This is a genomic window from Cerasicoccus frondis (assembly GCA_031296915.1).
Taxonomy (GTDB): domain Bacteria; phylum Verrucomicrobiota; class Verrucomicrobiia; order Opitutales; family Cerasicoccaceae; genus Cerasicoccus; species Cerasicoccus frondis.
The window spans coordinates 82,374-96,950 of the sequence record JAVDPC010000021.1 but is presented as its reverse complement, the minus strand read 5'-3'; the positions used below and the strand labels follow the sequence as shown (position 1 = coordinate 96,950).

Below are 14,577 nucleotides of genomic sequence, written 5' to 3'. Positions count from 1 at the left end.
GTAAAATGGGTGGATGCTATCACCTATCCTGAGACTGCTAGGTCGTAAAACAGGCTTAATTGCCGTACTTTCCCTGGGCGCCGGTGCTTCCCAGACTCTTGACGCGGGTTCCTTCACCTGGGCAGGCGGTTATAACAGTGATTGGTTTTTTTCACCTAATTGGAGTCCGCAAAGGCTGCCTAGCATCGACGACGAAGCAGTCGTCAATCCGGGCAATCAGTCGATTTACATTCGGCATGATGGCTTAGCTGTCGCTTCGTTATGGATGGGGGGATCTGGGACACATATATTGGAACTAGGTTACGATCAGGCGATTACCTTTACCACCACTGATCAAGCGGAAATCGGTTACTCGGGGTCGGGCGAATCGTCGGTCGAGGTCGACTTAGGTTCGACCTGGTCTGTGGGCACAATGACGATTGGCGATCTTAATGGTACGGGAAAGGTGATCGTTAACGAGGGCGCGCTGGAAACGGATTCGCAGATTATCATGGCGGCCTACGCCGATGCGAGCGGCTATCTGTCTGCAAACGGCTCCAATGGGGACTCCACGATTGATGTCGGCGGAAATCTCACGGTCGGGCAGGACGGCTATGCCTTTGCTCAATTGAATGAAGGAGCTGAAATGACCGTGGACGAGCGCTTGCGGATAGGGTTGTGGAGTGGCTCGGAGGGCATCATTAATATGTATAACGACTCCAAGCTCACGGTTCCATCCTTTGCTGTTTACATTGGCAACGAAGGCTCTGGGTCTCTAAACATTATTAGCAGTAGCTTCTATGCAGGCAAAGATGTCTACATGGCGCGGGAAAGTGGTTCGAGTGCAGTTCTGTATCTGGCCGATGATTCCGCCTATATGCAGGCCAGCAATTTAACCTTGGGAGGCACGGACTCCGCTGCGGCAGGAAGCTCATCCAGAGCGAAGATTTCCGGTCATCTGGAAGTCTTGGGAAGGACGCGACTGTGGGATGGCGCGCAGTTTACGGTTTACGACGATGGATTGTTTACGACCAATTCCGCAGTTGTCAGTCCGGGTGGGGGAGACTCCGACTTTGAAATTTCTCAGTTCGGCGAAGATGAGGGCACGACAATCCGTTTTGGCTCCTTGTTCGTTGGGGCATTCGGTGGCGGTGGCGTTGGTAATTTCTTGCTGAACGACGAAAATACGATCTTTGGCATTGGCGATAAAGCAAGCAGCCTCACGACGCGGTCCAACCAGATCAATGTCGTCGGCAGCAGTGGCGTGACCAACGTGACCATTTATGATGACGCGACCTGGAGCATCGAGGACGGCTCGCTGAGCATCGGCAGTGTGTCCGGCTTGGCGGGTAAGGTCGAGGTGCAGGACGGCGGCGTGCTGAAGCTGGTGGATTCCAACGAGAACTTGGTCATCGGGCAGAATGGCGGCGCGGGAACGCTGAACCACTCAGGTGCGGGCAAGGTGAGCCTCGGCGGCAGCGTCACCGTGGGCAGCGGCAGCGGCAGCACGGGCAAATGGTCCAACGCCCAGGGCTCGGCGGGGAGCGTGGGCATTGGGCAAGGCGGCAATGGGGAGGTCACGCTTACCAGTGGGACGCTGACGGTGGCCAATGGATTTGCGATCGGCAACAACGGCTCGGGCAGTGGCGATGTGACGGTGGACGGCGCGACGTTGACCGTGGGGAGTGACTTTGAGATGGATGTGAATGCGCTGTCGGAAGTGCAGTTGAAAAATGCGGCCACGATGCAAGTCGCCGGAAACATGGTCGTGGGTGACGAAGCTTACAATGCAAGTATTGCGCAGGCGGCCAGCCTAAGCGTTGATTCGACGGCCTCCAAGCAAACCACTTTGGCGGTTCAGGGGGATTTCAAGGTGGGCGATAAGTCATCGTTGAATGTCAGCGAATACAGCAAAGTGACGATTGGCAATGGATCGACGAGCGGCTTACCAACTGCTGGCTATGTGCTCGTCTCGGATACCAACGACGTAGACTTTTCTCTGTTTGGCGATGCGACATTGGACGAAGCATTTTACATCGGCTGGTCGAGTGGCGAATCAGGAAACTTGTTCACTGCCTCGGGAGGCCCGGTTGGCGTCTTGACCACCAACGCCGACGTGCACTTGGGTGAATTCGGTTATGCCTACGTGGATCTTGAGGAGACGACCTGGGAGGCAAAAGGCGACTCACTCTACCTCGCTTACCAGGGCGGGACCGTGGATTTCAACAGCAGTGAGTCAGTTCGCGTTTACGGAGACCTCTATACTGGAGGCACGGTAAATGTTCTTTCGGCTGGTAGCATGACGCTGGACGGCATAAGCAACATCGGAGACGGCATTACCAGCAAACTTGACCTCAGCAATACGACGCTCAATTCAGCGGGCATCTTTTATGTGGGCCTGAATCAAAACGGCGACGGCGAGCTGGCCTTTGGCGCCGGCAGCACCACGAGCAGCCTGCCAGGCATTACTCTGGGCAGTGGGCATAGCGGCGCGAGTGGAACTTTAACCATCTATGATAAGGCTTCGGCCAAAACGTCCGAACTCAAGGTGGGCGCTGATGGCTACGGTAAAGTTGATGTTCAGGGTTCCGACGCCAACGGCAACTCCACCCTGACCATTGAGAATACGGCTTCATCGTTCCTGCAAGTGGCTTCATCGGTGAATGCTTCCGGCGATGTGGAAATAACCGACGGCGGTCAGTTTCAATACCTGGAAGAAACCGACGGCACGGCGATCATCGGGGTGAATGGCCTGGGCGCATTTCTGGTGAGCGGCAGTGGCTCGAACGCATCATTCAGCAGTTCGGTTACGGTGGGCTCGACTAGCAACGCCATTGGTTCGTCGTTGACCGTTACCGACAGCGCGACCTTTGACGGTACCTCGATTACCTTCGCCAACAGTTCGCTGGGCACGGTCTCAGAAGATGCAATCATGACTTTAACAGGAGGCCTTTCGCTCGATGATGTTGGCAGCAATGCCTTCACTGCCAACAGCAACGCGACGGTGAACGTAAGTGGTCTGACCGACCTCGGCGGAGGCTCGACGTTTAAGGTCAAGAATAGCGCAAACTATAACGGCGCTTCCGTATCCTTAGCCAATGGAGCCCACGGCACGGTATCGGACTCTGGAGTCATGACGTTGACGGGCGGCCTTTCGCTCGATGATGTTGGCAGCAATACCTTCACTGCCAATAGCTACGCGACGGTGAGTGTAGGCGGACAGATCGACCTTGATGCCGACTCGGCCTTGACGGTTATGAATAGCGCTAGTTTGGACGCCGTCTCCTTGTCCTTAACCAATGGCGCCGAGGGCATCGTCTCCGACTCAGGAATCATGACGCTGACGGGTGACCTGATACTCGCCGATGCTGGCAGCAATTCCTTTACCGCTGACAACTACGCGACGGTGACCGTTGGCGGACAGCTTTACCTCGGTGACGGCGCGACCTTGGATATTCAGGATCGGTCCAGCTTCACCGCCGCCGATGTCGTCGCAGCGCCAGACGGAGGCAGCAGCGACGTCACGATTTCCGGTAATTTCCTTGGGGACACGGTTCGATTTAATTCGTTAACCGTCGGTGATGCAACCTCGGGTGGTGGGGCCGTGACCTTCGACGTGTCATATGCCTTCCATGTCATCGCCATTGGGAACAAGGCCAGCAGCTATACGACTGGCGGTCGCCAGATCAACGTAGTCAACAGCGGCGGCAAGACGGGCGTCACGATCGAAGAAGACGCTACAATGACGATTAGCAATGGATCGCTGAGCATTGGCAGTGTCGCCAGTTTGGAGGGAGCGTTGCTGGTGAAGGATGGCGCCACCTTGCAAGTGACTAACGACGATCTGACCATTGGCGCCAATGGCGGGACAGGCTGGCTGACACATTTCGGAACGGGTAGCCTGAGCGTTGGTGGCAGCGTCATCGTGGGCAGTGGCAGCGGCAGCTATGGCTCTTGGGAAAATGCCCGGGGCTCGGTGGATAGCCTGGTGATGGGGCAGGAGGGCTACGGCGAAGCCAGAATTGTCGGTGGGACGCTGGCGGTGACGAATCAGTTTGATATCGGCGACGACGGCTCGGGATATGGGCTTCTGACGGTTGATAGTGGCACACTCACCGTGGGGAGCAATTTCGTGATCGATGTGAGCGCCACCTCTACAGTGACTTTGCTAAATGGAGGTTTGCTTCAGGTTACGGAAGACCTGTATCTGAGCCAGGATGAAAGTAATAACGCCAGCAACTTTTCACGTTTCAATGTATATTCGACGGATACTATCCAGAGCCATTTATCCGTGGGAGGCGATCTTCATGTCGGAAAGAATGCAAACTTTAATGTTTCTGAATACAGTAACGTGACCATCGGCAATGGCTCGACAACCGGCTTGCCCACCACTGGCTACGTCCTGGTGTCGGACAACGATTATTCACACCTCTATCTACGCGGGAAGGCGTTTTTGGATACCGAGCTGTATGAAGGCTGGGCCAGCGGTGAAAAAGGGATAATCCAGGACGTTGGTAATTCATGCGAGTTTGCCACTTATGCTGATGTTCATTTAGGAGATTATGGCGAGGCGTATGTGCATTTAACAGCGGGGGCCTGGGATGCTTACGGGGATGCGTTTTACCTGGCTTATCAAGGAGGAGTGGCAGAAGTGACAACCTATCAGTCGCTCCAGGTTTTTGGAGACTTTTATGCCGGAGCTAATGGAGGCGATGTGGATATTTTTATTCGGGGCAATTTCTCGGTCGATGGCAAAAGCTACATCGGACAAAGTGGCGCAGATTCATATCTCCTCGTAGAAGCCTATGCTTCGGATAGTAATACCACCTTAAGCTTTGGGGATGACTGCTATGTCGGCGATGGCGCGACGGGTGAGATTTTCATTGATGGAGAGGAGGGAATTCTCAATGCGGACGGCTTGATTTATTTGGGCCTTAATGAGGATGGTGCTGGCGAATTGTCTTTCTCAAGGGCCACAACTGGCAGCTTGCCCGGTATTATCCTGGGCAGTGGCCATAAAGACGCCAGTGGCGCTTTAAACATTGAATCTGGCAGTTCAGCCTCGATGGCGCAACTGGTCGTAGGCGCGGATGGTTACGGCAAGGTGGTTGTCAAGCAGGTGTCTGATGAAAGCTCAAGCTTGATCATCGAGAACACCGGTTCCTCGTTTTTCGAAGTGGCTTCAGAGTGGCGTTCTTCGGGCGATGTCGAAATAACCAATGGCGGTCAGTTTGAATATCGGGAAGAAACCGATGGCACCGCGATTGTTGGGAACGTAGGCCAAGGTAGGTTTCTCGTCAGTGGCAGCGGCTCCAAAGCCACCTTCAGCAGCTCCCTAACATTCGGTAAAGATCGCATCTATTCGGGAGGCTCGACCTTGACCGTGGAAGACGGCGCCGAGTTTTACGGGACTTCGCTCTTATTGGATACTGGTACTGCTGGCACCTTTACCGGCTCGGGAACCTTGGTCGATATCTCTGGCACGCTTACTGTTGGGAATTCGTACGCTAATAGTCTGATACTGGAGGATGACGCGACCTTGCTGGTTGGCGGGACACTTCATATCGGATATTTTACCTCCTGTGCTATCCTCAGTGGTGCGACCTTGAAGGCGATGGGGGTTACTGGTTATTTGGATAACGTTTCGGGCACTTTCAGTCCTGGGGCCTCAGCCGCAGCCGTTACCTTGGATGGTGACTATAATCAAACTGGTGGTGAACTTCTCCTCGAACTCGGCGGGACGACGGCAGGCACTGATTACGATGTCCTCACCATCACCGGTGAGTTTGTCTTAGATGGCTATCTGACAGTTGAGTTGATCAATGACTTCACGCCTAGTCTGGGCGATTCGTTTACGGTGCTGCACTTCAGTGATCTGGAATCCTACACACTCGTCCACAACTTACCGGACCTCAGCGCTGGCTTAGCCTGGTCAGTAGACTGGAGTGACACGAGCCTGACGCTCACTGTGACCTATGATATAGACGGCTTCCGTTCGGAGTATGGCCTGGCCGCCGATGGATCAGACGATTATGCGGACTGGTCTGGAAACGGCTTGGAGAATATTCTCTACTATGCCTTTGGCATCGGCGACCCCAATGTCGCGGTAGTTGATTGGACTTACTTGCCGGTCATCGGCATGGATAACACTGGCGACTTCTACTACCGCTATATCCGCCTGATTGACTCCACGGAACTCGATTACACCGTCTATGGCAGTCTGGACCTGTTAACTTGGGAAGACGCTGACGCAGTCGGCGCGTCAATTGCGCCAGCCAACAGCAAGACCGAAACTATCGACGGCAGTTACGAATACCGCACCTTGTATTTCGATGTCCCTGAAGAAGAGGTTATCTTTATCGAATTGGATGTAACCGTGCCGGTTTCGGATGCAGCAGTGGAATAACCGTTCTATCGCGTAGCTACTAGGCTGCTAGGGAATTAAAAAAAGCAACGTACTCTTTGTAGTGGATTGGCTTGGTCTTGAACATATTGGCCCCCAGCGAAATTGAGTTCTCTTCGTGCGCTCGAGAATCGGAATTCGTCAACATGATGATGGGGGCACTTCGCTGAAGAAGGGTTGCGAGCGCAATGCGCGCAACACGTCAAACCCATCCATGTTGGGCATGTTTATATCGAGTAATACCATGCCCGGGTATTCTACCTCGTTGTATTTTACGAGATCCATGTGTTCGAGAAAGGCTTCTCCTCCACTGAATACGATCAGGGGATTGGTTAGGCTAGAGCGTTGGTAGTATTTTTTAGCAATAGTGACATCGATTGGACTATCATCAACCATCAGAATGGGGCTGGTTCCGTTAATCAGTCTGGGCCCGAAAATAGTCATATAGGAGAGAGGTTTAGGGTGAAAGTGACGTGAACAAAGTCTTGTCCAGAAGTTATGTTTAGCGTTCCGCCATGGCGTTCGACGATGCGCTTGCATATCGGCAATCGCATGCCGGTGCTCTTTGTGTTTTTTGTTTCCGATGTTTGTGTCGTGCCGATGAAATCGCGAAAATTGAGGATTATGATGACTATTCCGTAGAGTTCCTCGTTGGAGCTGAAAATCGGCATAACCAGACGGAACATGGGACGGTAAGGTTCTTAGATGCGGTTCCAGTACCAGTTTAGATTCACCTTGGAATGGTAGGCGTCTTCCTTGGGTTCATTCGTTACCTCTATGAAATTTGTGCGCAAGCCCTTCTACGGGGATCCATCTTCGCCAACGCGAACTATCTCATTGTTCAGTCGATTCAGGCGTATGACTTCGCGCCCTTCGTCGCCGACGACAATTAAGCGTAATTGATCATAGTGGGGGCTTGGCCTCCAATATCTGTTGAAAAATGATGGCAAGGTCTTCGACCGCTACAGCAACATATTCCGAGCTGTGGCCATTGGCTTTATCGTCGCAATGCAGATTAACCTAGGGAGACCTTCGAGTAGTCGAATGTAATGTGAAACTTCTCCAATAGCGACTTTTAGTCGCTCCACTTCAAGATCTCCACGCTGCTCGATGGACTCCGTTTGTAAACGAGTGACGATAGAATTATACCCAACGAAGACAATTAATTACGTTGCGGTTGATGTGATCAATACCAGCGAAGCAGCAATCAAGCGTATTTTTGAAGCCAATTTCATGTGGAGTAGCGGTTGGCATTAAAATCATTGGTGTTAATCAGGTCAAGCAGACTGTAGGCTGAAGTCCTTAATCCAAAGTAGACTACTTTGGGTATTAGGATTTGATGCTTACTTGTGATTTGGCGGTGGCTGTAAGTTACCAAGTCGGGGGCGCGGTTGTTGAAATATGTCACTGAGGTAACGCTGTTACGAATGCGCTACCGGACTGTGGCTGTCAGGTTAAAAAATGCGTTTAGCGAGCCAACGCATACGTTCTGCATTGAACTGAATCGAAAATGAAGAGCCTACATTGATGCGACTGCAAAATGCCTGTTTGGCATTATCTAAATTCCTATTGCTCCTCGTTACTATGGCGTACCAAAAGCTTCTCTGCTTCACTTCTATTCTTTGCGGCGCTTGGGCGGCGACATCTTCCGTCTCTGCTCAAGACCTATTACTCACTGAAATCTTATCGAGCGAAAATTCGGCTGGCGGAGAAGACTTCTGGGAGCTGACTAATGTTGGCGTCACGACGGTTGACTTGAGTAACTGGTCCTGGGATGACGATAGCCGCGTTGCTGGTACGGCGATCATTCCGGATGGCACGTTGATTGAGCCCGGCGAGTCTATTATTTTCACGAAAATGGAAGCCGGAAGCTTTCGCAGTTGGTGGGGGCTGCCGGAAACGGTGCAGGTTCTGACGGGCGACGGCGCGCCAGGCTTGGGGGGAGACGATGGCGTGGCGCTGTTCAATGACGCCAGTGTCGAGGTGCTCTTCTTCAGCTACGCCGCCGGTGGATTCGTTCTTTCTGACGGTAGTTTGTCGCTGGGTGATCATGCCGGGCTTTCGGCCGGGGGCTCATCAGAAACGGCGTCCCTGATTATTGATCCGACCTTCGGCATCGAATACCCGCGCTACACGGTCGCTGATGGCGCGAATTTCGGAACCGTCGCTTCGACGATTGACGCCGGTGATGTCGGCTCACCCGGCTCGGTGGACAATGCAACGTTTGCTGATCGACTACTCGTGACCGAGCTCATGTCGAATCAGGAATTCGGTGTTGGCGAGGACTTTTGGGAACTGACGAACATTGGCCTCTTGCCGATTGATCTTGGCGGCTGGTCCTGGGACGACAACAGCCGGGAGGCAGGCGTTGTGCCGATCCCCACGGATACTTTTATCCAGTCCGGCGAGTCGATTATTTTCACCGCCGCAGACGCAGCGGTTTTCCGTACATGGTGGGGCATTGAGGATAGCGTGCAGGTGATCGGTGATTCCAATGCTCCGGGTCTGGGCGGTGGTGATGGAGTTGCGCTCTTTGACGCGGACGATGCCGAGATCTTCTTTTTCACCTACGATGAGGGCGGCTTCACCCTGGTGAATGGCAGTCCTTCGCTTGGCGGGCATGCGGGGCCTTCGTCTGGCGGCGCGCTGGACTCCGAGTCGCTGGTGCTCGATCCGACTTACGGCACGACTGCGCCGCGCTACACGTATGCAAAGGATGTTTCCGCACTCGATCCCAATGACTTCGGCACGCCGGGCGTCAACGGCATCTTTAGCAGTGGCCCTAGGTATGGTTTGCTGCTGACGGAAGTGCTTTCAAACCAAGATTCTGGCGGTGGCGAGGATTTTTGGGAGCTGACCAACGTTGGTCTCAGACTGATCGACTTGGGTGGTTGGTCGTGGAGTGACAACGGTCGCGAAGCGGGCGAGGTCGTCATCCCGACTGGTATCCAAATCGCACCTGGCGAGTCCATCATCTTTACGGAAATGGATGCTGCGGCATTCCGCGCCTGGTGGGACCTTGCTGAGTCAGTTCAAGTGATCAGTGATTCTGGAGCGCCAGGCCTGGGTGGTGGAGATGGCATTTCATTCTTTGACCCACTGGGGAACGAAGTTTTCTTTTTCAGCTACGACGTCGGTGGCTTTACCTTGGTTGATGGCAGTGAGTCGTTGGGCGATCACGCGGGACTTTCCGCCGGTGGCGCAACCAAGACTCAATCATTGGTCATCGTCCCCGCCTATGGTGTAGAAAATCCGCGCTACACTTTTGCTGACGGGACTACGCTCGGCACGACGCCGTCAACGATTGCTTCGACGGATATCGCTTCACCGGGCGTTGTTACGGCGCAGGCTCCAGCCGATGTGCTGGTCCTAACCGAGTTGCTGTCCAATCAGGAATACGGTAGTGGGGAAGATTTCTGGGAACTGACAAACATTGGCCTGCTGCCGATCGATCTTTCAGGTTGGTCATGGAGCGACAATGGTCGCGAAGCAGGCGAAGTCATGATCCCGTCGGGCGTCTACATCGGGCCGGGAGAGTCTGTTATTTTCACTGCAGCTACACCGGAGATCTTCCGCGCCTGGTGGGGGCTCTCTCCATTGGTTCAAGTCATCTCTGATCCGGAAGCTCCTGGCTTTGGCAAGGGTGACGGTGTTTCGTTCTTTAACGCCGACTCCGACGAACTCTTCTTCTTCTCTTATGATACGGGTGGATTTATCCGACCAGATGGCAGCGAATCGATCGGCGATCATGCCGGCATTTCAGCGGGCGGTTCCTTGGCATCGGAATCACTGGTGATCGATCCGAGCTTTGGCGCTTTTTCGCCGCGCTACACTTACGCGACCTGGGCCTCCGCACTTGATGCAAGCGACTTTGGCACACCTGGCTTTAGCGGCCTGTCCGGTGTTGGCGCGGGCTTTGACCTGACAGTCGTCATCACGCCAGGCACTTTTGTCGAAAGCGCTTCTAACCCTGCTGCATCCGGCACGGTAACCCGCAGCGGCGACACCACCGAAGACTTGGTCGTCGAACTCAGCTCCAGCGACGAAGGCGAGACAACGGTTCCGAGCACGGTGACCATCTTGGCGGGTCATGCCAGCGCCAGCTTCGACGTAACGGCAGTGGATGACAGTTTTCCAGACGGCGACCAAACTGTGACCATTACGGCGTCCGCGACGGGGGCGAATCCAGGGACGCAAGACGTCACCGTGGCCGATGACGGCGATGCGCTGGACTATACGCTGATGCTGACCGAGGTGCTGACCAGTGAATCGGACTTGGCTCCTTCTAGCGCCGAAGACTACTGGGAACTGACGAACTTTGGCGCTTCCACTGTCAACCTCGAAGGTTTCAGTTGGCACGACAGCGGTCGCTCGGCGGCTTCAGCAGCCGCCTGGGCTTTGCCGGCCGATACCTTCATTGCACCGAACGAATCCGTGATCTTCACGGAAATGGACCCGGCCGCTTTCCGTGCTTGGTGGGGCTTGTCGGACACCGTTCAGGTTTTCCAATCAGTTGGCGCACCTGGGCTGGGCAAGGGCGATGGTGTTTCGTTCTTCGATCCAGAGGGTAATGAAATTTTCTTCTTCAGCTACGCCGGCGGCGGCTTCCTGATGGAAGACGGCTCAGCTTCGACTGCTGCGAGCGAGCATGCTGGTTTAGCCGGTGGCGGCGCCGAAACGGCAGCCCTCGTTTGGGTGCTGACCTCGGGCACAGAGAACCCTCGCTACACCGCTGCGACGGGAAGCAACTACGCCACGTTCCAAGCGGTTGATCCCGCCACGGACTTGGGTTCACCAGGCAACCCCGGTGAAATCGTGCCCACAGTCAGTATCGCCAGCGCTTCGGTGACGGAAGGCGACAGCGGCACGAGCACGCTCAGCTTCACCGTTACCCGCAACGTGACGGATACCGCGTTTTCCGTCGATTACGCCATAGGCGGCGGCACGGCTACTGCTGGAATTGATTACATCGCGGTTTCCGGCACGGTGACCTTCACAGACGGCGGAGCAAGCTCGCAGACCATCGACGTCACCGTTTTGGGCGATACCGATTCCGAGCAGGACGAAACCGTGATCATCACGCTTTCCAACCTCGTGGACAGCGTTGGCGAGACTGTGATCGGCAATAGCAACGGCGTCGGCACGATCCTCAACGATGATCCGCTCCTGCCGAGCATCGACGTCCAGGCTGAAGGCACAACGATCGGCTCCGGTGGCGTTGGCTACGTCCGTATTGCCGCCAGCGGCACGCCAACTCCGACCATCCAGTGGTTTGAGGGGGATGCTGGCGACACGTCGAAACCGGTTGACGGCGCGACCTCGGCAACGCTGATTACCGCAGCGCTAACCGAGACCACTAAGTTCTGGGCGCGCGTCACGAACAGCGCGGGCAGCATCGATAGTGACACCGTTACGGTGACTGTGGTGGCGAGCCCAACTGAGGTCGACCTGACGACTTATGTGCGCATTGGCCGCTATGATTTGCCTGAACCCACTCGCACTGCCTTGCCCGATGGCACGCCCGTTCACAATTTGCTTTGTCAGGAAGCTTCTGGCGTTACTTACAATTGGGATACCGATACGCTGTTCGTTGTAGGCGATGGCGGTCGCTCGGTCACCCAGGTCACCAAGACCGGCGAGCTCATCGATACGATGACGCTGGCTCTCGGCAGCAGCGCACAGGGCACTGAGTTCTACGACCTTGAAGGCGTCACTTACATCGGCGGCGGCGAGTTTGTATTCAGTGAAGAGCGCGACCGCCAGCTTGTGAAGTTCACTTACGTGGCTGGAACCACGCTCGAGCGCGGCGACACGCAGACGGTCAAGCTTGGCACGTTCGTTGATAACACTGGCACGGAAGGGATGAGTCACGACCCGATGACAGGTGGCTTCATCGTGTTGAAGGAAATTTCGCCCATCGGTATATTCCAAACCAATGTCGATTTCGATGCCGGAACGGCGAGCAACGGCTCGGCTTCAACGGAGAATTCCACGAATCTCTTTGATCCGGCGCTCCTCGGTATGTCCGACGTGGCCGATGTTTATGCTCTCTCAAACATTCCGTCGATGGTTGGCCAGCCGCAGTATGGCAACCTGCTCATCGTCGGCCAGGAAGACGCGCGCATCGTCAACGTTGACCGATCTGGCAACATTGCGAGCACGCTCAACATCCAGAGCGACTTGGGCAATCCACTCTCCGCCGGGAATCAGCAGCATGAGGGGATCACGATGGACTTGGCGGGCCGCATTTACATCGTCAATGAAAACGGTGGTGGCGATAGCGATCACCCGCAATTGTGGGTCTTTGCAGTGTCGGAAGTTCCCAACGAAGCACCGACGGCCATCGTGCTCGACAACGTTGTGACCTCGATTCAGGAAAACACGAGCACAGCCTTTGGCATCAAGCTGGCGGACATTGTGCTCGATGACGACGGCTTGGGCGACAACGAGTTCACGATTACCGGCGCCGATGCAGCAAGCTTTGAGATTTCAGGCCTGGAGCTGTTCCTGAAGGCCGGCGTAGTGCTCGACTACGAAACGCAGACGAGCTACTCGATTATGATCGAAGTCGACGATACGTTGGTTGGCGGCACACCCGATGCGACCGTGAATTATACGCTGCTCGTTGATGACGAAGTGGTGGAGCTCCCTCCGGCGCCTGCGCTGATCATTTCCGAAGTGGCTCCCTGGTCCAGTGGCGATAGCCCGGTAGGCAGCGACTGGTTTGAGGTTACCAACACCAGCGACTCGGCGGTGGACATCACCGGTTGGAAGGTCGACGACGGTTCAGCGAATTTTGCCAATGCAGTGGCCCTCAGCGGCGTCACGAGCATTGCCGCTGGTGAGTCGGTGATCTTCATCGAAACGAGTGACCTGGCAACGACTGCCGCCACATTCATCACGACCTGGTTCGGCGACTCGGCCCCAACTGGTTTACAAATCGGCAGCTACAGCGGCTCAGGCCTCGGCCTCAGCACCAATGGAGATGCGGTCAATCTTTACGACGAATCCGGCGAGCTCCAGGCGTCGGTCAGCTTTGGCGCCGCAGACGGCACAGCGCCTTATGCGACCTTTGACAACACGGTTGGCCTTGACGGGACCACGATTACGCTCCTGAGCGTGGAAGGCTGGAACGGCGCTTTTGTCGCTGCGAATGACGCGAACGAAATCGGTTCCCCCGGCGAAGCGCCTGGTGGCAATCTAGTGGTGACGGAAGTGGCGCCCTGGAGCAGTGGTAACAGTCCCGTCGGTGCGGATTGGTTCGAAGTTACGAACATCGGCGCGCGCACGGTCGACATAACCGATTGGAAAATGGACGATGGTTCGGAGTCTCCGGTGGCCGCCGTGCCGCTGGTGGGCATCACGAGTATTGCGCCCGGCGAATCAGTCATCTTCATCGAAATCTCGACTAATCTGTCTGACGCGCAAACGGCCTTTGCTGACGTGTGGTTCGATGGTAGTTTGCCCAGTGGTTTGCAGATTGGCGGTTACAGTGGATCGGGCGTTGGCCTGAGCACCGGCGGTGACGCGGTGAACCTTTACGATACAGCCAATGTTCGCCGGGCCAACGTATCCTTTGGACAGTCACCGAACGCAGCGCCTTATGGCACCTTTGACAACTCCGATGGCTTAGACGTAGTGATTGTTACGCAACTGAGCGTGGTCGGCGTCAACGGCGCATTCCTCGCGGCGAATGACAGCAACGAAATTGGCTCGCCGGGCACGATTTCCCGCAGCTTTAATGGCGCCTACAATGCGTGGACTGCGGACTTCCCCGGCATCGATTTGACGGACACCGCAGGCACAGTCAATGGCAACTCAATGCCTAATCTGATGCTCTTCGCCTTCGGCCTTGACCCGAGCGTGAACAACAGTGGCGCTGACTTGATTCTCGACGGAACAACCTTAACTCAACGAGGCGCACAAATCGTCGATATCGAAGCGACTGCCTCGGGCACTGACTACGAAATGTGGTTTGTCCGTCGTCGCGACGCGGCTTCCCTTGGCCTGACTTATATCGTGCAATTCAGCTACGACATGAGTTCCTGGTCCTCATCGACGGCGACGCCAACCGTTCTCGCAATCGACGGTGAAGTCGAAGCAGTCAGCGTGCCGTATCCATTCTTCACTCCCGATGGACGCAAGGCTCGCTTTGCCCGCATCGTCATCATTCAGAACTAAGCGAAACCAATTAC

Annotated in this window: 4 protein-coding genes; 2 read left to right on the top strand and 2 right to left on the bottom strand. The window is 55.1% G+C overall.

Annotated elements, in window-relative coordinates; translation table 11 throughout:
• The first annotated feature begins 13 nt into the window (after positions 1 to 13).
• Positions 14 to 6,385 carry a beta strand repeat-containing protein gene (locus tag RBB63_RS16155; protein WP_309386006.1) on the top strand — a complete coding sequence of 2,124 codons (6,372 nt, stop codon included), beginning with the start codon at positions 14 to 16 and terminating at the stop codon, positions 6,383 to 6,385.
• Between the two features lie 138 nt (positions 6,386 to 6,523).
• On the opposite strand, the gene RBB63_RS16150 is transcribed toward RBB63_RS16155, so the two are convergent.
• Both RBB63_RS16150 and RBB63_RS16145 read right to left on the bottom strand, forming a co-directional pair.
• Positions 6,524 to 6,826, bottom strand: coding sequence for a response regulator (locus tag RBB63_RS16150; RefSeq protein ID WP_309386005.1), 303 nt, complete (start codon positions 6,824 to 6,826; stop codon positions 6,524 to 6,526).
• Entirely contained in the window at positions 6,823 to 7,068 is a 246-nt protein-coding gene (locus RBB63_RS16145) for an ATP-binding protein (protein WP_309386004.1), read from the bottom strand. Before RBB63_RS16145 ends, RBB63_RS16150 begins: the two co-directional genes overlap by 4 nt.
• A gap of 898 nt (positions 7,069 to 7,966) precedes the next feature.
• On the opposite strand from RBB63_RS16145, the gene RBB63_RS16140 reads away from it, so the two are divergent.
• Positions 7,967 to 14,563, top strand: a complete 6,597-nt coding sequence (locus RBB63_RS16140; RefSeq protein WP_309386003.1) for a lamin tail domain-containing protein — start codon at positions 7,967 to 7,969, stop codon at positions 14,561 to 14,563.
• The last annotated feature ends 14 nt before the right edge of the window (positions 14,564 to 14,577 follow it).

Coding starts and splice junctions, on each gene's coding strand:
- RBB63_RS16145 (WP_309386004.1), bottom strand. CDS start 7,068: ATGTTCCGTCTGGTTATGCCGATTTTCAGCTCCAACGAGGAACTCTAC.
- RBB63_RS16155 (WP_309386006.1), top strand. CDS start 14: ATGCTATCACCTATCCTGAGACTGCTAGGTCGTAAAACAGGCTTAATT.
- RBB63_RS16150 (WP_309386005.1), bottom strand. CDS start 6,826: ATGACTATTTTCGGGCCCAGACTGATTAACGGAACCAGCCCCATTCTG.
- RBB63_RS16140 (WP_309386003.1), top strand. CDS start 7,967: ATGGCGTACCAAAAGCTTCTCTGCTTCACTTCTATTCTTTGCGGCGCT.